At 35.6% G+C, this 24,797-nt stretch carries 21 protein-coding genes; 5 read left to right on the top strand and 16 right to left on the bottom strand.

The genetic code is table 11. The annotated features are described in order from the left end of the window. Window positions 1–188: 188 nt before the first annotated feature. From HNQ00_RS12435 to HNQ00_RS12385, 11 genes are all read right to left on the bottom strand, one after another. Window positions 189–1,529 carry a sigma-54-dependent transcriptional regulator gene (locus HNQ00_RS12435; RefSeq protein ID WP_173838824.1) on the bottom strand — a complete coding sequence of 447 codons (1,341 nt, stop codon included), beginning with the start codon at window positions 1,527–1,529 and terminating at the stop codon, window positions 189–191. Continuing rightward, window positions 1,529–2,629, bottom strand: coding sequence for a sensor histidine kinase (locus HNQ00_RS12430; RefSeq protein ID WP_173838823.1), 1,101 nt, complete (start codon window positions 2,627–2,629; stop codon window positions 1,529–1,531). The genes HNQ00_RS12435 and HNQ00_RS12430 overlap by 1 nt, the downstream gene beginning before the upstream one ends. A 218-nt stretch (window positions 2,630–2,847) precedes the next feature. Then, window positions 2,848–3,801: a signal recognition particle-docking protein FtsY gene (ftsY, locus tag HNQ00_RS12425; RefSeq protein ID WP_173838822.1), complete on the bottom strand. Its 954-nt coding sequence runs from the start codon at window positions 3,799–3,801 to the stop codon at window positions 2,848–2,850. Between the two features lie 125 nt (window positions 3,802–3,926). Further along, window positions 3,927–4,079, bottom strand: coding sequence for a DUF4295 domain-containing protein (locus HNQ00_RS12420; protein WP_084157731.1), 153 nt, complete (start codon window positions 4,077–4,079; stop codon window positions 3,927–3,929). Between the two features lie 73 nt (window positions 4,080–4,152). After that, window positions 4,153–4,335 carry a 50S ribosomal protein L33 gene (gene rpmG / locus HNQ00_RS12415; protein ID WP_026708184.1) on the bottom strand — a complete coding sequence of 61 codons (183 nt, stop codon included), beginning with the start codon at window positions 4,333–4,335 and terminating at the stop codon, window positions 4,153–4,155. Between the two features lie 28 nt (window positions 4,336–4,363). Continuing rightward, a complete protein-coding gene (gene rpmB, locus HNQ00_RS12410; protein ID WP_026708183.1) occupies window positions 4,364–4,600 on the bottom strand; it encodes a 50S ribosomal protein L28 in 237 nt (78 codons plus the stop codon). 72 nt (window positions 4,601–4,672) lie between these two features. Then, complete coding sequence (locus tag HNQ00_RS12405; RefSeq protein ID WP_173838821.1) at window positions 4,673–5,926, bottom strand: CinA family nicotinamide mononucleotide deamidase-related protein; 1,254 nt, start codon at window positions 5,924–5,926, stop codon at window positions 4,673–4,675. Between the two features lie 107 nt (window positions 5,927–6,033). Then, window positions 6,034–6,378, bottom strand: coding sequence for an Hpt domain-containing protein (locus HNQ00_RS12400; RefSeq protein ID WP_026708181.1), 345 nt, complete (start codon window positions 6,376–6,378; stop codon window positions 6,034–6,036). Further along, window positions 6,378–6,989, bottom strand: coding sequence for a fumarylacetoacetate hydrolase family protein (locus tag HNQ00_RS12395; protein ID WP_173838820.1), 612 nt, complete (start codon window positions 6,987–6,989; stop codon window positions 6,378–6,380). Before HNQ00_RS12395 ends, HNQ00_RS12400 begins: the two co-directional genes overlap by 1 nt. Before the next feature lie 70 nt (window positions 6,990–7,059). Continuing rightward, the gene (locus tag HNQ00_RS12390; RefSeq protein WP_173838819.1) at window positions 7,060–7,833 is read right to left on the bottom strand and encodes a 3'-5' exonuclease; all 774 of its coding nucleotides are present in this window, start codon (window positions 7,831–7,833) and stop codon (window positions 7,060–7,062) included. 169 nt (window positions 7,834–8,002) lie between these two features. Continuing rightward, the gene (locus tag HNQ00_RS12385) at window positions 8,003–9,322 is read right to left on the bottom strand and encodes a dihydrolipoamide acetyltransferase family protein (protein WP_173838818.1); all 1,320 of its coding nucleotides are present in this window, start codon (window positions 9,320–9,322) and stop codon (window positions 8,003–8,005) included. A gap of 419 nt (window positions 9,323–9,741) precedes the next feature. On the opposite strand from HNQ00_RS12385, the gene HNQ00_RS12380 reads away from it, so the two are divergent. The 5 genes from HNQ00_RS12380 to HNQ00_RS12360 all read left to right on the top strand — a co-directional run bounded on the left by HNQ00_RS12380 (window position 9,742) and on the right by HNQ00_RS12360 (window position 15,897). After that, window positions 9,742–10,692 carry a T9SS C-terminal target domain-containing protein gene (locus HNQ00_RS12380; RefSeq protein WP_173838817.1) on the top strand — a complete coding sequence of 317 codons (951 nt, stop codon included), beginning with the start codon at window positions 9,742–9,744 and terminating at the stop codon, window positions 10,690–10,692. A gap of 137 nt (window positions 10,693–10,829) precedes the next feature. Beyond that, window positions 10,830–12,101: a DUF445 domain-containing protein gene (locus tag HNQ00_RS12375; protein WP_173838816.1), complete on the top strand. Its 1,272-nt coding sequence runs from the start codon at window positions 10,830–10,832 to the stop codon at window positions 12,099–12,101. Between the two features lie 225 nt (window positions 12,102–12,326). Then, window positions 12,327–14,189, top strand: coding sequence for an ABC-F family ATP-binding cassette domain-containing protein (locus HNQ00_RS12370; RefSeq protein WP_173838815.1), 1,863 nt, complete (start codon window positions 12,327–12,329; stop codon window positions 14,187–14,189). Between the two features lie 431 nt (window positions 14,190–14,620). Beyond that, window positions 14,621–14,986 (top strand): four helix bundle protein, encoded by a 366-nt coding sequence (locus tag HNQ00_RS12365; protein ID WP_173838814.1) that lies wholly within the window; start codon window positions 14,621–14,623, stop codon window positions 14,984–14,986. A 467-nt stretch (window positions 14,987–15,453) separates the two neighbouring features. Continuing rightward, window positions 15,454–15,897 (top strand): hypothetical protein, encoded by a 444-nt coding sequence (locus HNQ00_RS12360; RefSeq protein ID WP_173838813.1) that lies wholly within the window; start codon window positions 15,454–15,456, stop codon window positions 15,895–15,897. 897 nt (window positions 15,898–16,794) lie between these two features. On the opposite strand, the gene HNQ00_RS12355 is transcribed toward HNQ00_RS12360, so the two are convergent. From HNQ00_RS12355 to HNQ00_RS12335, 5 genes are all read right to left on the bottom strand, one after another. Continuing rightward, complete coding sequence (locus HNQ00_RS12355; protein WP_173838812.1) at window positions 16,795–18,345, bottom strand: SDR family oxidoreductase; 1,551 nt, start codon at window positions 18,343–18,345, stop codon at window positions 16,795–16,797. Between the two features lie 111 nt (window positions 18,346–18,456). After that, the gene (locus HNQ00_RS12350) at window positions 18,457–19,815 is read right to left on the bottom strand and encodes a hypothetical protein (RefSeq protein WP_173838811.1); all 1,359 of its coding nucleotides are present in this window, start codon (window positions 19,813–19,815) and stop codon (window positions 18,457–18,459) included. Window positions 19,816–20,235: 420 nt separating this feature from the next. Further along, complete coding sequence (locus HNQ00_RS12345) at window positions 20,236–22,446, bottom strand: autotransporter outer membrane beta-barrel domain-containing protein (protein WP_173838810.1); 2,211 nt, start codon at window positions 22,444–22,446, stop codon at window positions 20,236–20,238. Window positions 22,447–22,528: 82 nt separating this feature from the next. Beyond that, window positions 22,529–23,695 (bottom strand): gliding motility-associated C-terminal domain-containing protein, encoded by a 1,167-nt coding sequence (locus tag HNQ00_RS12340; protein ID WP_173838809.1) that lies wholly within the window; start codon window positions 23,693–23,695, stop codon window positions 22,529–22,531. 365 nt (window positions 23,696–24,060) lie between these two features. Then, window positions 24,061–24,768 carry a hypothetical protein gene (locus HNQ00_RS12335; RefSeq protein WP_173838808.1) on the bottom strand — a complete coding sequence of 236 codons (708 nt, stop codon included), beginning with the start codon at window positions 24,766–24,768 and terminating at the stop codon, window positions 24,061–24,063. Window positions 24,769–24,797 lie beyond the last annotated feature (29 nt).

Below are 24,797 nucleotides of genomic sequence, written 5' to 3'. Positions count from 1 at the left end.
TTTTTTACTATTTATTACTAGTACGTTACCCTACAGAAGGCAAAGGACATGCCAGTGCAACTAAACTTATAGCCATAAATAAGTAAGCCCCTTGTTATCAAGGGGCTTAAAAAAATAAAGTAAATAAACGCATAAAATACACCGGGGAGAAACTCCTCAGTTAGGTCAAAACACCTCGCTTTTTGAGGCTATTTCTCTTCTATTTTTTGACGTAATGTCTTTCTGTCGATTTGTAGAATTTCGGCAGCTCGGGTTTTATTGTTGTCGACCGCAGCAAGCACTTTTAGAATATGTGCTTTCTCGACATCCTTTAATGTTTTTAGTTCGTCTCTCTCAACTGGCATGGCATATTTTAAATATTCAGGAACATCCTTCATTTCAATTTCTTTGCCACTCATGATAATCATTCGCTGTATTACGTTTTCTAATTCCCTAACATTACCTGGCCAATTATGACGCATCAAGACTGCCATAATTTTATCAGATAAGACCAACTGTGGTTTGCCATATTCACTACCGTATTTTGTTAGAAAAGTCTCCGCTAGTAACTTGATATCTTTTTTCCTCTGTCTTAACGATGGTGTTTCAATATTAACAACATTTAAACGGTAGTATAAATCTTCTCTAAATGTTCCTTTACTCGACATTTCATAGAGATCGTTGTTTGTAGCAGCGATAATCCTGAGCTCTATTTTCTCTGATTTTTGCGACCCCACCATACTTACTTCTTTTTCCTGTAAAACCCGAAGCAGTCGCACTTGCACATGAAGCGGAGCAGTCCCTATCTCGTCCAGAAAAATGGTACCACCATTAGCCGCTTGAAAATAACCACCTCTAGTTTCATTAGCACCTGTAAATGCCCCTTTTACATAACCAAATAGCACCGACTCCAATAAATTTTCAGGGATAGCACCGCAATTAACAGCTACAAATGGTTTCGTTTTAAAAGCACCTTCAAAATGAATCGCTCTGGCAACCAGCTCTTTTCCCGTACCACTTTCACCTTGAATTAATACCGTAGCACGATTGTCTTTTACACGTGAGATCAAATCTACTAATTGTATTATTTCTTCCGATTGCCCTACTATACCAGCATAGGCTGCTGTTTTTAGACTTTTATTCGAACTAACATCTTCAACAACACTACCCGATTTATTTTTGTGTGCAATTAAATTTTGCACCGTGCTTTTAAGCTCTTCATTTGTAAATGGTTTTGCCAGGTAATCTAACGCTCCTGATTTCACAGCAGCCAGAGCACTATCCACAGATGGATACCCCGTGATTACTAGCTTTGGAATATCAGGAAAATGTTCTTGTACATATTTAATAAGTTCGATACCATTGATCCCCGGCATTTGCAAATCGGTGATCAATAAATCAATACTGCTCAATTTTAATATTTCAATTGCTTCTACTACTGACGAAGCTTTATAGGTATGAAAATTTAATGCTTTTAGATTACGGTGTAACAATTCAAGCATATCGTAGTTATCATCAACGATAAGTATATTTTCTTTTTGTAAAGTCATTAGTTTGTTGATAAAGGCAAGCAGACTTGAAAAACAGTTCCTTGCGGTTGATTATTATAGGTCGTAATGGTGCCACGATGACTTTTTACAATTCCATGAACTACACTTAATCCTAAGCCAGAGCCTTCACCTAAAGGTTTAGTTGTAAAAAAGGGTTCAAAAATTTTAGCTTTTATTTCAGGATCTATCCCAACTCCACTATCTGCAATTTCGATAAAAAAATCACTGCTTTTACTGTAGATTTTTATTGCAATACTAGCATTGGGAGCTGAGACATATATAGCATTGATTAGGATATTAAATAATAGCTGCATGAATTGAATTGGATCTAATTGCGCCTCTAGATCATCATTATCAAAATCAGTTACGATTTCGAGACTTGCTTTTTTAAAATTTGGCCCCAATAAACTAAGTGCCTCAAGTACAATAGGAATCACCTTTACCCGCTTCATGTGCTGCGGCATCTCGCAAGAAAAGAAAAGTAATTTTTTTACAACCTCACGAGAGTAAACCGCTGCCTTTATAATTTTTGAGCTATCCATTTTAGATTGTTTCTCTAATGAATTCTCGTTTATAAATTCGGCAAATCCAAGGATATTTCCTAACGGAGTATTTAATTCATGAGCAATACCCGCTGTGATTTCACCCAAAATAGCCATTCGATCAACACGCTCTAAACTGCGTCTTAACAACTCTTCCTTTCCCTTATTTAAATGGCGCTCATAAAATAAATTGATATCAGAGGCTACTCTATCGAGTAACTTTTGTTCATCATTTAGAAAATGATTTGCAGAAAATTGATCAGCAGGATAGTGCACTTTTACAAAACCTAAGGTTTCATCAAAAATGGTAAAAACGGCTTCTTGGAAAAAAGTAGTAGAGGGAATTGCTGCCGTGGTATAGTAGTAAGCATCCAATTTTAATTCGACAATTGCAGCGCTAGGATAACGCCATGCATTTTTTAAAACGATACCTATTTTCTCAAGAGCTTCTAAAACAGTACCTTCATGCTGTACAATAATGGACGAAACATCGTATAAGCACGATAATTCCTTAATGCGTTCTTGAAGAATTTCTTCTGGAGATATGGCGTAATTCATAACACTAAGATAGCAATCATCTCAACATTAAAACAGTAAAATCAAACTAATTATCTCGCGCTGATTTTTTTATACAAACCAAATAGAAATGTGATGACACCAAAACCCAGTAGGAAACCATAGGCAAAATCTACCTTGTCTCGCAATATATTTGCAAGTACAAAACAGATTAAACTAATAAAATATAAGTATAAAGGACTGATATTTTTCATGGCTAATTATTTAAAAAAGCTATCTACAAATTCAAATTTATTAAAGACTTGTAAGTCTTCAATTCCTTCACCTACACCAATATACTTCACTGGAATTTTAAATTGGTCAGAAATACCAATAACAACACCACCTTTTGCAGTTCCATCAAGTTTAGTAACCGCTAATGAAGTAACCTCAGTTGCAGCGGTAAACTGTTTAGCTTGTTCAAATGCATTTTGTCCTGTAGATCCATCAAGAACTAGCAGTACATCGTGCGGAGCATCTACGGTAACTTTTTGCATAACGCGCTTTACTTTTGTAAGTTCGTTCATCAAGTTAACCTTATTATGCAAGCGACCAGCTGTATCAATAATAACTATATCGGCATCTTGTGCAACAGCAGATTGTAACGTATCAAAAGCTACAGAAGCTGGATCACTACCCATATTTTGTCTTACGATAGGAACACCTACACGATCAGCCCAAATTTGCAGTTGGTCGATAGCTGCAGCACGAAAAGTATCGGCAGCACCAAGAACCACTTTGTACCCTTGTTTTTTAAATTGATATGCTAATTTACCAATAGTTGTCGTTTTACCTACACCATTTACACCTACCACCATTAAAACGTATGGTTTAGTATTTATTGGAATCACAAATTCGGTTGCTTCACCTGTATTTGTTTCAGAGAGTAAGCTAGCGATTTCCTCTTGTAGAATTTGGTTAAGTTCGTCTGTACCTAGATATTTATCTGCAGCAACACGCGCTTCAATTCTAGTAATAATTTTCAAGGTAGTATTTACACCCACATCAGAAGAAACAAGTATTTCTTCTAGATTATCCAGAACGTCATCATCAACTTTTGACTTTCCGGCAACTGCTTTACTTAGTTTTGTAAAGAAAGTTGTTTTTGATTTTTCAAGACCTTTATCTAAGGATTCTTTTTTTTCTGACGAAAATATTCTTTTGAAAAAACTCATAGTGTAAACATGTTAAAATGGAGTACTAGACACACTGAACTAATACTATTTCTAATGGGTAAAGATAGAAAATAAAAAAGCTACTTCCGAATGAAAGTAGCTTTTCTATATAATGCTTATGTTAATTATTTCTTTTTCAAGAACTCATCAACTAATTCAGGAGCTATAATAGTTTCTACGAAAGTATATGCACCAGTTTTTGGAGATTTCACCATTTTGATGGCTTTTGATAATCTCTTAGAAGAAGTTTGTAACGTTGCTACTGTTTTCTTTGCCATGATTTAAATGTTATATGTATTTTAATATGTATTCAAATGAATTCATTCGAGAAAATATTTAAATCTCTAATTATTATTTAATTTCTTTGTGAAGAGTCACACGTTTCAAAACTGGATTAAATTTCTTAATCTCTAATCTATCTGGAGTGTTTTTCTTGTTCTTTGTTGTAATGTATCTTGAAGTTCCTGCAACACCAGTTGTCTTGTGTTCAGTACATTCTAAAATTACTTGGATTCTATTACCTTTCTTTGCCATCTTGCTATTTTTTTATGTTGGAAAAAGTTTATTTAATAAACCCTTGCGTTTGCGCTTTTTTCAAAACAGCTGCAATTCCATTTTTGTTAATTGTTTTTATCGTAGATGCTGCTACTCTAAGAGTAATCCATCTATCTTCTTCTGGAAGATAAAAACGCTTTTTCACTAAGTTAACAGAAAATTTTCTCTTAGTTTTATTCATAGCGTGAGAAACGTTATTTCCTACCATCGCTCTTTTACCTGTAAGGTCACAAACTCTTGACATTATACTTATCTTTTATCGTTATTCAAAATCAGGGTGCAAAGAAAAGAAAAATAAACCTATTAAGCAAAATATTTAAAGGAGATTTTTAAAAATTTCTTTCTGTAACATTTCTAAACTCTTATATACAGTTCTATCTATCACTTTCTCACGTGGTTGGCCAAAATTAAATTCTTCGACAATAACTTCCTCCGGAGTAGCAAGTGCAATGAAAACAGTTCCAATCTCGGCATCAGAATCTCCTTTTGAAGGACCCGCATTACCAGTTGTCGCAATCGCATAATCTGTTTGCATCATCTTTTGAATACTTAAAGCCATTGCTTTTGCAACCTCCGCACTGACCACTGAAAACTCCTCAATCACTGCTTCTGGGATTCCTAAAACCGTTGTTTTAATGCGAGTATCATAAGCCACAACACTACCCTTAAAACTTTTTGAAGCTCCTGGAACCGCCGCTAGCAACGATGCTATTGTTCCGCCAGAACAACTTTCTGCCGTAGCAATCGTTTTTCCCTGCTTTTGCAAGGCCGCCGTTAGCATTACCTCGATGGTTTCATCTTCTTCATACCCTACAATAATATCACTTATAATAGCCGCTAAAGAATGTAAATATTCCTCTAATGCCTGATCCAAAAATGCTTTATCAGTTCCTCTAGCAGAAATACGTAATTTTACGCGACCAGGACTGGGCAAATAAGCAAGTTTTAGAAATGCAGGCAAACTATCCTCCCATGCTTCAATACGCTCCGCAACCATGCTTTCTCCTTGACCGTAGGTTAGTACTGTTTTATGAATAATGTACGGCCTGCTGTACTCTCTAACAATTTTAGGAACCACCTCGTTTTCGACCAAATATTTCATTTCATAAGGCACTCCTGGCAGTGATACAAATACCGTATTTCCTTTTTTAACCCACATTCCTGGAGCAGTTCCCACTTTGTTGTGCAAGACAGTAGCCTTAGACGGAACTAATGCCTGATCTTTATTCATTTGCGTGATTGGTCTTTTATAAAACCCCTCAATCAACTCTGTAACATGTGCAAGTACTTTTTGATCCACAATTAATTCGTCCTCAAAATAATCACAGAACGTTTTTTTTGTTACATCATCTTTTGTTGGTCCTAAGCCTCCAGTAACCACTACTAAATCAGCCTTATCCTGCCATGCATTAAAGGTGTTTAGAATGTGTTGCTTGTCATCACTTATCGAAATCATCTCTGCAATCTCCACTCCTATTCTATCTAGCGACTTAGCTATAAAACCCGAATTAGTATCGACTATTTGACCAATTAATATTTCGTCACCTATGGTAATTATCACTGCTTTCATCTTGCAATTGTAAATTTAGATTTTATCGTATAAAGAAAATTCAACACCCAATGCTACCACTGAATATTGAATTTCTAATTTTTTATTTATAAAAGCACCTTAAAGTTTTAAAGATCAAAATCTTTTTTGATCTCTTTAATCGCCTCTTTTACTTGTGTTTTAATACTTTCAAAAGTATGCTCTATTTCCTTTTTCTTTCCTTCGGTTTTTGTCCATGCTTCTACTTGCAGGATTTCTTCAAATGCTACATTTAAACCCAGCAAATCTAACGTTGGTTTTATCTTATGCGCATAAGCATAGGCATGTTTGTGATCTTTTTTCTTAATCCCCTCTTTAATTTGTTTTAAATCATCTGGAACTTCTGTTACAAAAAGAGTCAAAATCTCATTTACAAACTCTGGGTCGTTATCTGAAAGTGCGTACACTTTTGAAAGGTTATAGTTTAAAGCCATTATTTTACTTGTATTCTAAATAGTTTTTGTCCTTCTAAAAATCCTTCTAATACATCATCCTCTTTTACAGCAGCCACTCCAGCGGGCGTTCCTGTAAAAATAAGATCTCCAATTTTTAAAGTAAAATATTGAGACACGTAAGCAATAAGCTCATCTATTTGCCACAACATTAAACTAGAATTTCCTTTTTGAACAGTTTTATTATTATTAGTTAATTCAAAAGTAAGGTTTTCTAACGAACTAAATTGTGATTTATCTAAAAAATCTCCCACAACTGCTGATCCATCAAATGCTTTCGCTTTTTCCCATGGCAAGCCTTTTTCTTTAAGCTTAGATTGCAAATCACGAGCTGTAAAGTCAATTCCCACTGTTAATTCCTCATAATATTTATGAGCAAATTTTGGTTCGATATACTTACCTACCTTATTAATTTTTACCACAATTTCGATTTCGTGGTGAATATCATTTGAAAATTCAGGAATAACAAATGGATGCTGCTTCAACAATATTGCCGAATCCGGTTTCATAAAAACGACAGGCTCAGTAGGACGCTCGTTCTTTAATTCGGCGATGTGTTCGGTATAATTTCTACCTATACAAATTATCTTCATTTTCTTTATAGTGAATAGCAAACAGTAATTAGCAATTAGTCTCTTTCACTAGTCACCAATCACTAATTACTTAGTTTTTAGTATTCATTTTTCTTAACTTAATGGCCGTCAAAACCTTTTTAGTATACAAAGGGAAATCAGCATTTTGAATCCAACTAAAATATCCTGGCTCTGATTCTAAAACCGTTTCTACTTTTGTTCCTTTGTGTTTTCCAAAAGAGAAAATCTCATTTCCATCTTTATCAAACGAAATCATTCCAGCAAAATCAGCGTTTTTCTTTCGAGTAGAAAACTCAGATAGCGATTTTATATCATTCTCTAAATCTGGATAACGGTCTAATTGCGCTAATAATATTTCATAAGTTGCCATCGTATCCGCCTCGGCAGAATGAGCGTTTTCAAGGCCTTTTCCACAGTAAAATTTCAACGCAGCTCCTAATGTGCGTTCTTCTTTTTTATGAAAGATTGTTTGCACATCAACAGAAACCTTATTTTTCATATCAAAATCTACTCCTGCTCGCAATAGCTCTTCTGCTAATAAAGGAATATCAAATCGATCTGAATTAAAACCAGCCAAATCACTGTCTTTAATCATATTATAAACCTGTGGCGCTAGCTCGTTAAACGTAGGTTCGTTAGCTACTTTTTCATTAGTAATACCATGAACAGCCGTCGTTACCGCAGGAATTGGAATGGTAGGATTCACTAACCAAGTTTTACTTTCTTTATTCCCGTTAGGAAAAACTTTAAATATTGATATTTCTACAATTCTATCTTTTCCTATATCGATTCCAGTAGTTTCAAGATCGAAAAAGCAAATTGGTTTATTGAGTTTAAGTTCCATTTTTATTGTTTGATTGATTACAAATATAAAGGATTGCGGCGGAATTCAATAAGAGAAAACGACAATATATTGCCAAAATTCACAATTAATATTTTCGAATACCACAAAAGCAAAAACCCGATAATCTAGTCGACTATCGGGTTTTTATATCTTTATGTTATTGTATTTACTACAAATCTCTATTTACATCAAATGCTTCTAGATACTCTGCTACTCTTTTTACAAAGCTTCCTCCTAAAGCACCATCTACAACACGGTGGTCATAACTGTGCGATAAGAACATTTTTTGACGAATACCTATAAAATCACCTTCTGGAGTTTCAATAACTGCAGGAACTTTTCTAATCGCTCCTAATGCTAAAATACCCACTTGCGGCTGATTGATAATTGGCGTACCAAACACACTTCCAAAAGTACCTACGTTAGTTACCGTATATGTACCTCCTTGCGTATCGTCTGGTTTCAATTTACCCATTTTTGCACGGTTTCCTAGGTCATTTACTGCCTTAGCCATCCCTACTAAATTCAACTGATCTGCATTTTTAATTACAGGAACAATTAAGTTTCCGTTAGGCAATGCCGCAGCCATTCCTAGGTTAATATTTTTCTTTTTAATGATATAATCACCATCAACAGCAATATTAATTCCAGGATAATCCTTGATTGCTTTTGCAACCGCTTCCATAAAGATAGGCGTGTACGTTAACTTCTCCCCTTCTCTTTTTTCAAAAGCATTTTTATTTTTCTCTCTCCATTTCACGATGTTTGTCACATCTACTTCAATAAACGACTGTACGTGAGCCGATGTTTGAATTGAAGCTGTCATGTATCCAGAAATCAGCTTACGCATTCTGTCCATTTCAACTACCTCATCACCACCATTTACAGATACTGGAGCCGCTTTTTGAGCTACTACTGGAGTCGGAGCCGCTTTTTGAGGAGCTGCTACCTTTTGTGGCGCAGCAACTGTATGCGTATCCTTATTTTTTACATATTCTAAAATATCATTCTTAGTAACACGACCTTCTTTACCCGTTCCCGAAATTCCTTCCAGTTCAGCTACAGAAACACCTTCTTCCTTAGCAATATTCTTTACTAATGGAGAAAAGAATTTGTCTGAATCTGCATAATCAGCAGCCAGATTACTTGGACTTGCTACGCTGTCTTTTGCTGCATCAACTGTTTTTGAAACCTCAGCCACTGCTTGATCAGCCACAGTTTCAGTATTACTTGGAGTTGCAGCACCATCTTCAGTTTCTATAATAGCAATTGTTTGGCCTACTTGAACAAGATCGTCTTTTCCAAATAATTGCTCTACCAATACACCTGAAACTTCACTTGGCACTTCACTATCTACTTTATCAGTAGCGATTTCAAGTACTGCTTCATCAGCTTCAATCCTGTCACCTACTTCTTTCAACCAGTTTGTAATAGTTGCTTCTGCGACGCTTTCTCCCATTTTTGGAAGTTTTAATTCAAATCTTGCCATATTGTTAACCTAAAAGGTGGTTTTAGTTTTCAGTTTGCGAAATTACTAAATATTTTAAACATAAATTACATTTAATATAATTTTTCAATTAATTCCAGCAAATTAATAATTTGCGATATTCCTCAGGTTGCTGTGCTACTCAATACGTACTAAGCCTTTATTTGCGCTTTTTACTTAGCTATAAATCAACACAATGAATTTGTGTCGCCGTTTTTATAAAGTGAGTAACACGTTCTGTACCGCTTCTTTTCTTGACGAATTTACTAATTTTTAACGCTCAATGATAACAAAGCTTTCTTTTTTTAAGCAAAAATTACAACTGTAATCTACAGCTATTTTATAACAACAGCCAGCACAACTATTTCTTAAAGCTTCTATTTACAGATTACAGCTCTTATTAAATTCTTACTTTTGAAAACATGAAGACACACTATTTACTATTCCTTTTTGTTTTTAGTACTAGCTACAGCCAGATAGCCGGTTGTACAGATTCGCTTTCGATCAATTACAACAAGAATGCTGCTGTAAATAATGGTAGTTGTAATTACAAATCGGCAAAAATCAAAGCCGTAACAACTAGCAAACTCCCCATTTCTATCAAGGAAACTTCAGGATTAATTTATTACAATGAACTATTGTGGACATTTAATGACGACTCTGATACCCAGCTATACGGATTGGATACTAGCGGAAAAATCATTAAAACTGTCACTATTAATAATGTAACCAATACTGATTGGGAGGCAATCACACAAGACAGCACTCATATTTATATAGGTGATTTTGGGAACAACGTATCTGGAAATAGAGACGACTTACACATTCTTAAAATTGCTAAAAAAAGTTTATTCGAACAAAAGCAACAAATAGATACCATTTGGTTTTCTTATGATGACCAAGATAATTTAAAGTCAGTTAAGGCAAACACAACCAACTTTGATTGTGAAGCATTGATCATAAAAAACGGCAGTATCTACTTGTTTAGCAAACAATGGTCAGCTGGCGCTACTACTTTATACAAGCTTCCCAATGTAGCTGGCAAGCAAATCGCTACTAAAATCGCCACGCTAGACGTAAAAGGCCTAATCACTGATGCTCATTATGATGCTATTAAAAATGCCATTGTATTATCAGGTTATAGTAAAACACTGCAACCGTTTATCTACTTGCTTTCTCATTTTGAAGGCAACAACTTTTTTTCAGGAAACAAACGAAAAATTAAACTGCGCCTCCCCTTTCATCAAGTTGAAGGCATCACAAGTCCAGATGGTTTGGATTATTACATTAGTAACGAGCAGTTTACTAGAAAACCATTTTTAAACATACCGCAGCAACTGCATCTTATTGATCTAAGAAAGTATATTTATTAATATCAAAACTGCCAGCTACCACAAACTAGCTAAAAAATATTGAACTATAAATTAGCATTTCTTTGCATAAAATCAATCTATAAATACGTACTTTTCTACTTGTAAAATTGAACATTGCCGGTAAAACAATTCGCTTTATGAAAAACAATCTTGGATCTATTTCTTTAATAATCGCCTTTGGAGGTTTGGTTTTGTTCGAAAGCTTGTTACGCCTAGACGTTTTATCGCATCCAGCTTGGCGCATTGTGACTGCTGGTTTTGAAGCCGCGACAATAGGTGGTTTTGCTGATTGGTTTGCCGTGAGCGCCTTGTTCCACGAAATCCCAATTCCGTTTGTTAGAAAACACACTAATATTATTGCAAAAAATAGAGAAAAACTTACCGAAGGAATTGTGGATTTAGTCACTAACAAATGGTTATCCCCAGAAATAATCACCGAAAAATTACAGCAAGTAGATCTTGCAAAAACGATTTTAGACTTTTTACAGCAACCAAAAAATCAACAAAGTGCACTGCGTATTATTCAAGAGATGGCGATGAAATTTGTAAACGAACTCGATAATCCCGCTTTCGCGAAAGCGTTACAAAAAATATTGAATGAACAAATTGCAACAATTGATATCAATACACCCATAGGAGACTGGATGGAAAATGCTATTAAAGACGGCGATCATCATAAAATTTGGGAATTAATTATTCAAGAAACAGCACATGCTATCGCTACTCCAGAGACTAAAAACTTGCTTTTAGACAAGCTCAGTATCGTCGCAGAAGAGTACGGTCACAAAGGTTTTCTTAAAAAGGCTACCTTATTTCTAGCGAGAAAAAGTGGCGGTATTGACTTAGATATTATCTCTGAAGAATTATTAGAGAAAGCCACCGAAATCTTAACGGAAGCAAAAACAAATCCGCAACACCCCATCCGATTAAAATTTGATGCATGGATCTTAGAGTTTGCACAACAATTAAAATCAGGTGACGAGAAAGCAACACTACTCATCGATAATCTAAAAGTCACTGCAATGCAGCACATCGCCGCAGAAAATGTGATTGAAAAACTACTGCACAATTCAAAACAAGCCTTAGCTTCACAATTTCAAGATGAAGAGAGTTCGTTAATGCAATTCTTTATTTCGAATGCAAAAAAGCTAATTGACGATTTACAGCAAGACGCCGCTGCACAGCAGAAAATGAACAGCTGGATGCGCACCACTATTTCAGAAATGCTTATTAAGTTCCACAGTGAGATTGGGAATATGGTGCGAGAGAGTATGATGAAGTTAAATAATAAAGAACTAGTGGCTCAAATTGAGGATAAAGTAGGTAACGATTTACAATATATTCGATTAAATGGCGCGGTAGTAGGAGGACTTGTGGGGATTATTCTTGCCTTACTTAAATTGCTGTAAGCGTACTAAACCTTTAAAAGGCACTTGTTTTAGCAGTTGATTCGGTTGTTTCTCACTAAATGTCACGGCAATAGGCAAAGTTCTTGTTTGCAAATAATTTTAACCTAAAAATAATAAACTACCTTTGCACGGTGGTTTTTTTTTGGCCTTCGAAATCGATAGATTTTACAGCCCAAATCAGTATTAAAACCGCACTAAATATAACATTTACATCTAGTTACACGCATGAATTACTTATCTGTTGAGAATATTTCAAAGTCGTTTGGAGAACGCACCCTTTTTAAAGACATCTCGTTTGGAATTAATAAAGATCAAAAAATTGCTTTTATAGCCAAAAATGGTTCTGGAAAAACGACCATTATGAGCATTATCAATGGTCTTGACGAACCTGATACTGGACAAGTGGTATTGCGTAAAGGCATTAGAATGGCTTTTTTATCTCAAAACAACAATTTGCAAGACGAATTGACAATTGAAGAAAGTATTTTTGCCTCAGATAACGAGACCTTAAAAATTATAGAAGCCTACGAAAAAGCATTAGAGAATCCTGAAGACGAGGAAGCGTACCAAAAAGCTTTTGACGGAATGGACCAACATAATGCTTGGGATTTTGAAACCCAATACAAACAAATTTTGTTCAAATTAAAGTTAGAAGACTTTAAACTGAAAGTAAAAAACCTTTCGGGAGGACAAAAAAAGCGTTTGTCACTAGCCATCATTCTTATCAATCGTCCTGATTTATTAATCTTAGACGAACCTACGAATCACCTAGATTTAGAAATGATCGAATGGTTAGAAAGTTATTTTACTAAAGAAAACATTACGTTGTTCATGGTAACGCACGACCGTTTCTTCCTAGAGCGTGTGTGTAACGAAATCATCGAATTAGACAACGGAAAATTATACCAATACAAAGGGAATTACTCGTACTACTTAGAGAAAAAAGAAGAGCGCATTGCCTCAGAAAATTCTAGCGTAGACAAAGCACAAAACCTATTTGTAAAAGAATTAGAATGGATGCGTCGCCAACCAAAAGCGAGAACAACCAAATCTAAATCGCGTCAAGATGACTTTTACGACATCAAAGAGAAAGCACAAAGCCGCCGTAGCGAAAACAAGGTTGAACTGGAAATCAACATGGAGCGTATGGGGAGCAAGATTATCGAGCTTCACAAAATCTCTAAAAAGTTCAAGGATCATGTGATCTTAGACAACTTTAGCTTTGATTTTCAACGTGGAGAACGCATTGGAATCATTGGTAAAAACGGAACTGGTAAGTCCACTTTCTTGAATCTATTGACAGGTACTTTACCTCTTGACTCAGGAAAAGTGGTAATGGGAGAAACGATCAAAGTAGGCTACTACACACAAAGCGGAATCAACCCAAAACCAGGGCAACGTGTTATTGATGTGATCAAAGAATACGGTGAGTTTATACCTTTAATGAAAGGGAAAATGATCTCGGCATCACAGTTGTTAGAGCGTTTCTTATTTGATGCTAAAAAACAATATGATTTTGTAGACCGCTTGAGTGGTGGAGAATTAAAGCGTTTGTACTTATGTACTGTTCTAATTCAAAATCCTAACTTTTTGATTCTGGATGAGCCCACAAATGATTTAGATATCGTTACACTGAATGTCCTAGAAAGCTTCTTACTTGACTACCCTGGATGTTTAATGGTAGTATCTCACGACAGGTATTTTATGGATAAAATTGTAGATCACTTGTTCATCTTTAGAGGAGACGGTGTTATCGAAGATTTCCCAGGTAACTACTCTGATTTTAGAGCCTATGAAGATAGCGCAGATGTTGCTCAAAAAGAGGAAAACAAAGCAGAGAAAAAAGATTGGAAACAAAACAATCCCACTGGAAACCTAACGTTCAACGAACAAAAAGAATATCAAAAACTAGAGCGCGAAATTAAAGACCTAGAAGAACAAAAAGCAAAAATCGAGCAGCAGTTCTCAGAGGGAACTGTAGCCGAAGACGCTATTGAGAAAAAAGGAAACGAGTTACAAAACCTCATCAATAAAATGGAGGCAAAAGAAGAACGTTGGTTTGAATTAAGTGCTAAAATGGAGGGGTAGGTTTTTTAGTTTGCAGTTTATTTTGATTGTCTTTAGAGTCGCAGTTTGCAGTCTCAGTTTACTTTGATTGTCTTTAGAGTCGCAGTGTTCAGTTATTTTGATTGTGGGTAATTAGTATTCAGTCTCAGTATTCAGTTTACTTTGATTGCTGGTAAATAGTATTCAGTCTCAGTTTTCAGTTTATTTTGATTGTCTTTGTACTTGCAGTCGCAGTGTTCAGTCTCAGTTTATTTTGATTGTTTTTGTAGTTGCAGTATTCAGATTAGCTTGATCTAATTTACGTATTTTACGTTGTTGTCAATTGAGTTTATCCATACCGATAAAAATAGCAATTAAATTTTTAAGAAAATATCATTTGCATAAAAGGCTATAAATCTTTGATTTATAGCCTTTTATTTTTTATTTTACGATTTACTAAAATAAAAAAGAGCATGGATTTTAAAGATTTACTAGCGTATCAAAAATCGTTTGAGTTAGCGATGGCTATTTTTGAAATATCAAAGTCATTTCCTAAAGAGGAGAAGTACTCACTTACTGACCAAATCAGGCGTTCGTCTAGGAGTGTTCCTGCTAATATTGCTGAGTCTTATCGAAAGCGAAAATATGTCAAACATTTCATTAGTAAACTAACAGATAGCGATGCCGAAAACTCAGAAACCAGTGTTTGGTTGGATTTTGCTTTTGAATGCAATTATATTAGCTATGAAACTCTACTAGAACTAAATAGTAAAAGTATTGAAGTTGGAAAAATCTTAAATTTCATGATGCAAAATCCAAGTAAATTTGGGTGCGTTTGAAAGTTTGCAGTTTTCAGTCTCAGTCTCAGTTGGCAGTTAGTTTTATTGCGCTTACGAGTTTTCAGTGAACAGTCTCGGTAGGCAGTTAGTTTTATTGCGCTTACTAGTTTGCAGTTTCCGGTCTCAGTGGGCAGCACCAGTGTGCAGTTAGCTTTATTCACTTTAAAAGTTGGCAGTAGTCAGTCTCGGTAGGCAGCTAGTTTTATTGCGCTTGTTAGATTGCAGTTTTTTTTTATTGTGTTTACTAGTTTGCAGCGGGCAGTCTCAGTGTGCAGTTAGCTTTATTGCGCTTGCTAGATTACAGTGAGCAATAATTTTTAGTAGCTACAAAGTTTATAATTTTACTTCACTGATCTGTTAGTTTGTTTTTTCCTCTAATATTAGATTTGTTTTATTATTTTAAACAATTATATTTACAATACTTCTTGTTAACAAAACTGATTCTAACCCCAACAAACCTACAAATCATGACCGACAATCAAAAAATTAATGAAGAAATAAGAAACTACAAGTTATTTAAAATACAGAGAATTAGAACTAAAATTCAAAATTACTCAGAAATATTAAGTGATATTGAGCAATTCAAAAAATCTCATTTTGCAACTAACGCATTATCATATTTCAATTATATAGCTCCTGTAATCATGCTTTTTTTAATCTCTAAAAACAGTAGTGAGCCAAACGGCAATTATGAAGGTTTCCTTTACTTTATTCTACTTATTTTTATAATAAATGCAGTGTATCAATCTTATCACAACGTGCTTCTAAGAAAAAAATTTGGCGATTTCGAGGAAAAAGTTAAAGATACTATTGACCATTTTCAATCGGAAAGTGAAAAACAAATTACTAATTATGAATTCTTTATTGAAGAATTACAAAAAGAGGAAACGAGATTCAGAACATATAAATAATTGTAAATATGATACATTTCCTTGTTTGACCATTTTCCTATTTCAAATTGTTTAATAAATCATTCCTTAAATAGAAATTAACTTAGGGACTTAATAACTACTTTTAAAATTAACTTTAGCGGCAACGTAACCGTTTTCAGTGAGTTTTATTGCGTTTTTAAGTTGGCAGTTTTAAGTCTCGGTTTTCAGTCTCAGTTTTCAGTCTTAGTGGGCAGTGAGTTTTATTGCGTTTATAAGTTGGCAGTATACAGTCTCAGTGGATAGTGAGTTTTACTGACATTACTAGTTTGCAGTACTTCCTTTTCGAAATAAATAGCGAAACGAACCTAAAACTGTGTACTAAATATCCACAATCAAAATAAAGTGAGACTTAAAACTGCAACCGCATAATAACTACCCATCACAATCAAAGTAAACTGAAAACCGCGACTGAACACTACATACTCGCAATCAAAATAAACCGAGACTGAATACTATAAAGACATACAAAGTAAACTGAAAACTGAACACTGTGACTGAATACTACATACTCGCAATCAAAGTAAACCGCGACTGAAAACTTTAAAGACAATCAAAGTAAACTGTGACTGTAAACTGTGACTAACAACTACAAAGACAATCAAAATAAACTGAAAACTGCAAACCGCGACTGCAAACTTTAAAGACAATCAAAATAAACTGAAAACTGCAAACCGAGACTGAAAACTATAAAGACAATCAAAGTAAACTGAAAACTGAAAACCGCGACTGAAAACTAAATACTCGCAAACAAAGTAAACCGCGACTGAAAACTAAAAAGACAATCAAAGTAAACTGAGACTGCAAACCGCGACTGCAAACTAATTACCCGCAATCAAAGTAAACTGAAAACTAAATACTCGCAATCAAAATAAAACGCTACCACGGGATAGGAAAATAATCTTTTAAAAATTTGCCACTCCAGTGTTTGCCTGTGTTGATTCCGTCAAATAAAGGATCCATTACTCTCGCTGCTCCATCGACGATGTCTAATGGAGGTTGGAAATCTTCCAGATCTTGTTTCTTTTTTGCTAGTTCGGCGGGATCTTCATCAGTTACCCAACCGGTGTCGACAGCGTTCATAAAAATTCCCGATTTTGCTAATTCTCCGGCGGCAGTATGCGTAAGCATGTTTAATGCTGCTTTTGCCATATTAGTGTGTGGATGACGTGCTTCTTTAAAAAAACGATGAAACTTACCTTCCATCGCAGAGACGTTGATGATGTGCTTTTGTCCTGTGTTGTCTTTCTTCATCACTTCTGATAAGCGATTGCAAAGCACAAAAGGAGCCACAGAATTTACCAACTGCACTTCGATCATTTCAGTAGTTTCTATTTGGCCCAACTTTAATCTCCAGCTATTCGTTTTTCGTAAATCTACTTGTTGTAAGTCGGCGTCTAGTTCGCCCTCAGGAAATACCTCCGCTGCTACTAGCGCATTATCAAAAGAGTACGGAATCTGCGACAACTTAGCCGAAGCACGCAAACCAATTCCAGGTTCGGGACCATGCCAAGTTACCGGCATATTCTGATTAGATGAAGCGCCTGAGGTCAATACTTTCAGTTCATCAAGACAGTTAGTATGATCTAATAACAAACCTTGCACTTCTAATGGCAACGTACTTACTGCACGCTCTTCATTTTTAATCATGTGCGTATAAAAACCTGCAGGACGACGCACTGTTTGTGCTGCATTATTAATTAGAATATCAAGACGATCGTATTTTTGTTCGATAAAATTACAGAAAATTTCAACTGATGGAATGTGTCTTAAATCAAGACCATGAATTTTTAAGCGGTCACTCCAGTCATGAAAGTCGGCTTCCTTAGCAAAACGAATAGCCGAATCTACTGGAAAACGAGTCGTTGCAATAACAGTTGCTCCACCGCGTAAAAGCATTAACGAAATATGGTAACCAATCTTTAAACGAGAACCCGTAATAACTGCCACTTGTCCTTTTACATCTGCTGTTTGAAAACGTTTGGTATAATTTAAATCACCACAATCGCAGCACATCGTATCATAAAAATGATGCATTAAAGTAAATGGTGTTTTACAAACATAGCAGTTGCGGGCTACTTTTAATTCCAGTTGTTCCTTACTTTGCAAATCGGTTGCAGCAAGTAATTTTGGTGCTTCAAAAACGGCTGCTTCACGAGCATAACGAATTCCAGTCTCTTTACGAGCGGTACGATCTTGCTTTTCTTTTTTACGTTTGGCTATGGCTTTTCCGTCTTTTTTACGGCGTGCTAGTTCGTCCCGATCTGGTCTTGAAAACTGGCCTGCAGCAATTAATAAAGCGGTACGTTGCTCTTTTGGAATATCAAAAATCAATTCTGTTGCCGTATTAAGCTGCGTTAAAACAGCAATACAACGTTCGATTTCTTCGAGTGATAGTGCTGTTTCATTTGTTCTTACTTCATTAACCATCTGCTAAAATTTTAATTGCTCTATTTTTAAGAGCGCAAAGATAGTTTTAAAATATTAGCATCTGACCATTTTATTGTACTGGATAAATCAGCTTCATTTTCGAAAAAAAAATTATCTATAAGCAGTATACAAAACTAGAAGACTCTCGCTAAAAACTTGATTTCGATCGACTAGTAATATGTTTTCTCCTTGAGAATAAGTTACTTCGAGAGTAAAACCCAAATCATTAAAACTAACCACTTTTGCTGTTATTCTACCTAAATCATTACCGCCTTGACTACTATACCTGATGCCAAGACAATATCCAGGTGCTGCATAACGGGAAGTGGCATTAGTCAATGAAACTCCTCCTGAAGCACCAATATAACTAAATTGTTGTTTAAAAATAGTACCATCAATATTTCTTGCAAATCCATTTGTTGTCCCAAAGGAATTATCCAAATCACTACCTAAAATGGAACCTGATCCATTAACGAGTTCTTCTTCAACGTTTGCATTTGCAACAAACGTAATTTGAGATGGCTTAAATTTGGGATCATTGATGGTAATCATTTGAGAACGGTTTCCTCCAGTGCCTCCTGGCGGACTAATTATAAAATAATCTGTAAATACTGTCGAACCTAAATAACTACCACCATCAGAGCCTACAGCAAGGGTATTATTAAAATCAGCGCTAACGACTCTTGCTTTTCCAGTTACGCCTCCTCTTTCATCAGTATAGGTAATTTCTCCTGTAGACGAACTGACGTTTTGTGTTAAACTTGTTACTGTCTCATTAATTGGGACAACATCATTAACTTCATTTTTGTAGTCTGCTATTTTACTTCCAGAGATGGTATTTGTAATCGTAGTTGTGGTTTGAATAGGCGTATTATCAATCCAACTCGTACCTGCAGCTGTTGCTGATAAAACTTGACCAACAGTTCCGGGGGAATTTGCTTCATCAAGCACGGGACCTTCTAATTCTAGGGTTTGATTGACGATTACCTTGGTCACTCCCACTGTGGGTTCGTCAATAAGAAGTGCTTCGTAACCGCCCACGCTAAAAGCTAGTTCATCGGCGGCGGGACTGTACATTCCGGTGTCGTCGTCGTCTTTAAAGCGGTAGGATGGGCGTCCTGTTGTTCCATCAGAATTTACTAATGCCTCGGTAGCGGTAGCGCCTTCTACTTCGAGTACGTGCGTAGGTGAATTTGTACCCACACCTAACCGGTTTTTATCCTTGTCCCAAAAAAGTCTTGTATTGTTTTCAGAGGGATCGCCGTTCTCATCTGCATAAAAGAGCGAACCTGCAGTACCGCGATGCTCCATGCTTACCCATGTGATTCCGTTATAAATTTTAATGGCACGAGGCGTAAAACTCGTATCGTACCACACATCATTTTGATTGGCTGCAGCAGGTTCAGTGTCTGTGGTGAATATGGTATTGTTAATTATGGGAACTTTTGTGCCTTTGTGGTTGATAGCCACTAGTTTTTGCGAAAAACCTTTTTGTAGCAAACACAAGCTTACAATGAGCAGTAAAAAAACCGAGTTCCTTTTTATTAGCATAATCTACTTTGACGTTAGTAAAATGAGAATAGAATCGCAAATAATAAAATGTAATTAATTGATTTACAATACTTAATTTCTATAAAATTATCTCAATTTATAAAACATCGAAGCCAACTCCAAATTTTAAGTAGGATTAATTTGTATTATTGATCGCTTAACAATATATTTTCCAATGAGTTAAAGGCTGTGAGCAAGGGAGATTTGAAGGGTTAAGCATGATTTACATCAACTTAACAGTGCATTAATATAATCGGTTTGTAAGACTATTATAAAACTTAAAATAAATTAGCTATCAAAATAATGTAATCCTACTAAAAACGACAACATTATACAATTCTATTTGTTAGCAGTATATAAAACCAAAAGTTTTTTATTGTAAATTTGCCCACCGCTATTGCCTTCAACATAAAACACTTCTAGAGTCACAGTAGTACTAGTTGTAGCACTTACTCTAGCACTTATTCTCCCATATTCTCTCCCATACAAATCATAATATACAACACCAATACAATATGAAGATGAAGCATAGCTAGATGGTGCAATATAATAAGCATTACCATAAACTCTGTTACTCCCTCCTGAAAAACTGAACTGCTGGCTAATAGTTCCATTATCGTTGCTATAATACCCAGTACTATTTCCAAAGCTATTTGCATTACTATCTGTAACTGCTGCCATATTTTCACTATCAACAGTACTATTTGTAGTGAAGGTTATTTGAGATGGATTAAATTTAAAATTTGGAAGTGGAATTGTTCTATATTTACCCACTACTGCATTAGAACTATTAACAAGATTAGCGGTAAAAGGACCTTCAATAATAAACGATCCAGATTTAACAGTTGAGCCACTACTCCCTCCATCAGGTGAAATTTGTTGCCAGTAAGTACCATCACTTTGAATCCATAAAGTTGTACCAGAAGCAATTACCTTCGAGTTAGCGTTTATATTATTTTTATAAGACGAAATAGCGACATCTCTTAGTGTAGGATTTTTTATGACATAAATTCTTCCTTTCGAGCTATCAGCTGCTGGTGTAATTATTTGACGAAAATTATCTTTTAAAATAATTGCGTAATGATCTTCATTCAGTGTGAGTGTCGTAGACGTACCTGTATCAATTATAGAATTAGAAATAGACCCATTTACTTGAAAGGTGGAATTGGCTATTGCACCATTATCATCAGTATTGTATGTTGGATCTAAAGGCACAGAGGTAGGATTCAAGTTAATACCAAATCTTGTCTTAGCATTTTCAGCGTCTTTGGAACCTTGCACCCGAAAAAATTCCTTAAGACCTTGACTAGTTGGTCTGAATTCATATCTGCTAAAAATCATAGGTTCTTTACCATCATCACCAACAATAAACTCCAATCGCCCATTATTGTTGGAGCCAGCTGAACCTATTTCAAACATATCTGTTCCTCCAGCACTACCTTTTAATCTAAAGCTACCATTTTTTACAGTGTAAAACATAGGTTTATAAAATGATGCACCATCTGCAGCAAACTGTAAAGCAGATCTAATAGTATCTCCGCGTACATAAACAACAGGTTGACTGTCATCCCTATAATCAGGATAATTAGCAGTCAAATTTAATGTTTTTCTACGCCCAAATTCTAACATAGGCAAATTATCAGAGCGTATAGTCATCTTAACGTTATCCGTTGTTCCTAAAAAATTACTCGCCGTTGTGCCTGAATTTCCACTAATCAACCAGTTAGTATTGGTTTGCCACTTGGTTCCTGAGCTTGTAGAAGTTAGCACTTGACCTGCAGTTCCGGATAAACTGCTACCATCCAATAATTTGCCCGCTAAACGAACATTCTTTAAAAAATTAACTTGCTGGGCTGCATCAATAAACAGAGCCTGTGTTCCCTTTGTAGAAAAAGCTAGCTGATCCTCTGCAGGACGATAAATTCCTGTATTAGTATCATCCGTAAAAGAGTACGAAGGCGTACCGACAGCTCCATTATCATTTTTAATACGTCCTATATTAGTGATACCACCAGTATTAACAATCCCAGCATTATTAGTCAATAGACCACTATTAGTAATCGCTCCAGTATTTGTTATAGTTCCCGTATTATTAATACCCGCACCATTGGTAAATAAACCACTATTGGAAATCGCACCAGTGTTAAAAATCCCCATTGACGAGACAGATCCATTAACAGTCAATTTATCTGATGGTGAATTTGTTCCTACCCCCAACCTATTATTAGCTGCATTCCAAAACAATTGGGAATTATCCTCCGTTGGCAAACCATTTTTTGCTGCAAAAAACAAAGACCCTTCTGTCCCTTTGTGTTCCATAATCAACCAAGTGGTACCATCATAGATTTTGACTGCAGTGGGGGTTGTACTAGTATCAAACCAAACATCATTCGAATTTGGATTTGCGTGTGGTTTCACCGAGTCAGTAACTTTATTATTTATAACGGTTACTTTTGTTCCTTTCTGGTCAATAGCAATGACCTTTTGCGCAACAGTAATTTGCAAAAAGAGTAGTGCTAATAGTGAAAGAAATAGTTTTTTGTGTGGCATTGTAACTGTAATTATATTATGGTAAATGTAACTATTCGAGAGCGGTCTTTTAATTTTTGAGTAACTTTTTTACAGTCCTGCATCAACGTTTTACGTAGACCCATCCTTGCCAAGAGATTCCTAAATCATGAAAGTCTAAAACATAAAAATAGGTTCCATCTGGAAGCCCTAGCTCACGTTTTACATTCAATTTATTATCTGAGAAACCTTCCCATGAGTTGTCATAGTCATTTTTTGAATAAACCAGTAAGCTCCAGCGGTTATAGATACGTAAGGTATTGTTATGGCTTATTTCTATGCCCTTGATTTTAAAGGTATCATTGACTCCATCACCGTTAGGCGAAATACCATAATTTCCAAAGACAATATTTTCCGCGGCTTTACCAGTTCCTATGGTAATAACTTCGAATTCATCAGCTATGAACGGCGTCGATTGTATTAATCCGCTGTTTATGTCACCTACTGCACCTGCGTTTCCGAGGTCTACCCAAATCTCGAAATCATTACTCCAACCCACAACACGCAAATCATTGATTTTTTGAGTGAGCGCTCCTAGGTTGCTATTTTTATCCCAAGTCAGTTTTATCGAAGTCACATCGCTGCCGTCGAGATCCCAAAATTCCTCAGTGTTCACAGCTGTTAAAGTAATGTCCTTAGCATTGGTATCAAAAGCTGTGGTAAAATCCGTAGGAGTAGCTGCAGTATTGGGATAATTAGGATCTAGTTTAAAATAGGCTCCTTTAAACGTTCCTGTTCTAAGGGAATTAGGTAAAATCATAGGTCGTAGAAATCCTGCGTTACCTATGGGAAATGTAAACTCACCGCTATTAGTAACTAAGGCATACCCATCAACGTGTCTGTTGTCGTCTGCACCCACATACATGCGGTTGTCTAGAAAATCCAGGCTAACCGACTTATCAGTTGTAGGTGTGTTAACAAGGCCCATGCTTAAAATGAGGTCGTTAGTAACCCCCATAGATGTAGACAAAAATAAATCGTCAAAAACCTCGACGGTCACATCTTTAAAAATCATCTTGTTTGTTCCAGATACAATTAAACTTTGATCTAGATTATAAAATCCTGCGCTACCCTCATTTTTGTTAAAAGTACCATCGTTGATCACATTCGTATGGAAACCCACTTGCGCATTAGCGTGCATTTGTATGTTTCCTGAATTGTGGAACGCTGTTTGGCTGTATACACAAGGTAAGGCGTTAAATAAGACAAGGAAAAATACTAGCTTTTTCATGGTAAACTTGTAGTCTTTTCACAAGACGCTATCGTCTTGAAAATTTTAGTAGGGTGCTTTATTAGCTTCTTTTTGGCAATCCACTTTATTATAAAAATTAATCGCTTTTATTGTAGCATCTATAACAGTCGCTTTTGTCCCTTTTTGATTGATTACGGTAACTTTTTGTGCACTGCTTGACTGCACAAAGAATAAACATAAAGTAAAAAAGAGAAAAGTAAGTGCTTTTTAACTAACAACAAAAAAAAGGATGTTTCTATTTAAAAGTAGTTGCTCTTAAAGTGATTTTCTCTTGTAATAAAGAGTTGGTTAATTATGAACCAACTCTTTATTTTAAACAAGAAATAGATTTAATTTATAGTGGATTAGTTAACCCACTGAACCTCTATGACATCTCCGGCATTAGTATCCCAATAATCACTTGACTCTATATCCGAATTGCTTGGCGTTAGTGTTATAGCAGCATCACCAAGATTATAATCGCCAACTGCTCTTAACTTAGCTCCATTTCTGTAAACAGAGACTTTGTTAAAATCTATACCTGCCGGTAATCCTTTGACCGTAACAGCTGTTTCTCCTTTGGTAGGAATGCTGCCTTCAAATCTACCTGCGGTCACAAATTTAGATGCTAAAACTTTTTTAACTTGACCATCTGCATCCTTAACTAACAATGTATATCCTGTTGTGGCATCTATAGCTAATGCGGCACTATCAGTTACTTCTTGAATTCCGTTTAGAGTAAATTTACCCGCAGTTCCGTCTAAAGTAATTGCAAACTCTTGAGCAGCAGCATTAATTTCAGTATCACTAGCTAAAGTACCTCCTAATTGCCAAGTCGTCGTTGTAACATTATTAGTTGTATTCGTTAATGTAGTAATACCGTTTGAAGATTGTAGATATTTAATTGTTCCTTTATTATCTATAACACGAACTGCTCCATCTACTTTACCTGCAGTAGCATTTTCTGCTTTAGCAACATCGCCAGCGACTTGCTGTGCGCTAACTGCTCCTGCAGATAACATTAAAGCGACTATCGCTCCTACTTTTAATGTGTTTTGTAATGTTTTTTTCATTTTTTTTAAAATTTAATGGTTAATTTGGG

The organism is Flavobacterium aeripolare (genome assembly GCF_013294025.1).
Lineage (GTDB): Bacteria > Bacteroidota > Bacteroidia > Flavobacteriales > Flavobacteriaceae > Flavobacterium.
This window is presented reverse-complemented; position numbering and strand designations above follow the sequence as displayed.

What these genes read in the sequence shown, in the direction of transcription:
- HNQ00_RS12400 (WP_026708181.1), bottom strand. Translation starts at nt 6,378, where the DNA reads ATGGCTTTAAACTATAACCTTTCAAAAGTGTACGCACTTTCAGATAAC.
- HNQ00_RS12390 (WP_173838819.1), bottom strand. Translation starts at nt 7,833, where the DNA reads ATGGAACTTAAACTCAATAAACCAATTTGCTTTTTCGATCTTGAAACT.
- HNQ00_RS12365 (WP_173838814.1), top strand. Translation starts at nt 14,621, where the DNA reads ATGGATTTTAAAGATTTACTAGCGTATCAAAAATCGTTTGAGTTAGCG.
- rpmB (WP_026708183.1), bottom strand. Translation starts at nt 4,600, where the DNA reads ATGTCAAGAGTTTGTGACCTTACAGGTAAAAGAGCGATGGTAGGAAAT.
- ftsY (WP_173838822.1), bottom strand. Translation starts at nt 3,801, where the DNA reads ATGAGTTTTTTCAAAAGAATATTTTCGTCAGAAAAAAAAGAATCCTTA.
- HNQ00_RS12370 (WP_173838815.1), top strand. Translation starts at nt 12,327, where the DNA reads ATGAATTACTTATCTGTTGAGAATATTTCAAAGTCGTTTGGAGAACGC.
- HNQ00_RS12405 (WP_173838821.1), bottom strand. Translation starts at nt 5,926, where the DNA reads ATGAAAGCAGTGATAATTACCATAGGTGACGAAATATTAATTGGTCAA.
- HNQ00_RS12420 (WP_084157731.1), bottom strand. Translation starts at nt 4,079, where the DNA reads ATGGCAAAGAAAACAGTAGCAACGTTACAAACTTCTTCTAAGAGATTA.
- HNQ00_RS12395 (WP_173838820.1), bottom strand. Translation starts at nt 6,989, where the DNA reads ATGAAGATAATTTGTATAGGTAGAAATTATACCGAACACATCGCCGAA.
- HNQ00_RS12355 (WP_173838812.1), bottom strand. Translation starts at nt 18,345, where the DNA reads ATGGTTAATGAAGTAAGAACAAATGAAACAGCACTATCACTCGAAGAA.
- HNQ00_RS12340 (WP_173838809.1), bottom strand. Translation starts at nt 23,695, where the DNA reads ATGAAAAAGCTAGTATTTTTCCTTGTCTTATTTAACGCCTTACCTTGT.
- rpmG (WP_026708184.1), bottom strand. Translation starts at nt 4,335, where the DNA reads ATGGCAAAGAAAGGTAATAGAATCCAAGTAATTTTAGAATGTACTGAA.
- HNQ00_RS12335 (WP_173838808.1), bottom strand. Translation starts at nt 24,768, where the DNA reads ATGAAAAAAACATTACAAAACACATTAAAAGTAGGAGCGATAGTCGCT.
- HNQ00_RS12345 (WP_173838810.1), bottom strand. Translation starts at nt 22,446, where the DNA reads ATGCCACACAAAAAACTATTTCTTTCACTATTAGCACTACTCTTTTTG.
- HNQ00_RS12360 (WP_173838813.1), top strand. Translation starts at nt 15,454, where the DNA reads ATGACCGACAATCAAAAAATTAATGAAGAAATAAGAAACTACAAGTTA.
- HNQ00_RS12430 (WP_173838823.1), bottom strand. Translation starts at nt 2,629, where the DNA reads ATGAATTACGCCATATCTCCAGAAGAAATTCTTCAAGAACGCATTAAG.
- HNQ00_RS12435 (WP_173838824.1), bottom strand. Translation starts at nt 1,529, where the DNA reads ATGACTTTACAAAAAGAAAATATACTTATCGTTGATGATAACTACGAT.
- HNQ00_RS12380 (WP_173838817.1), top strand. Translation starts at nt 9,742, where the DNA reads ATGAAGACACACTATTTACTATTCCTTTTTGTTTTTAGTACTAGCTAC.
- HNQ00_RS12385 (WP_173838818.1), bottom strand. Translation starts at nt 9,322, where the DNA reads ATGGCAAGATTTGAATTAAAACTTCCAAAAATGGGAGAAAGCGTCGCA.
- HNQ00_RS12375 (WP_173838816.1), top strand. Translation starts at nt 10,830, where the DNA reads ATGAAAAACAATCTTGGATCTATTTCTTTAATAATCGCCTTTGGAGGT.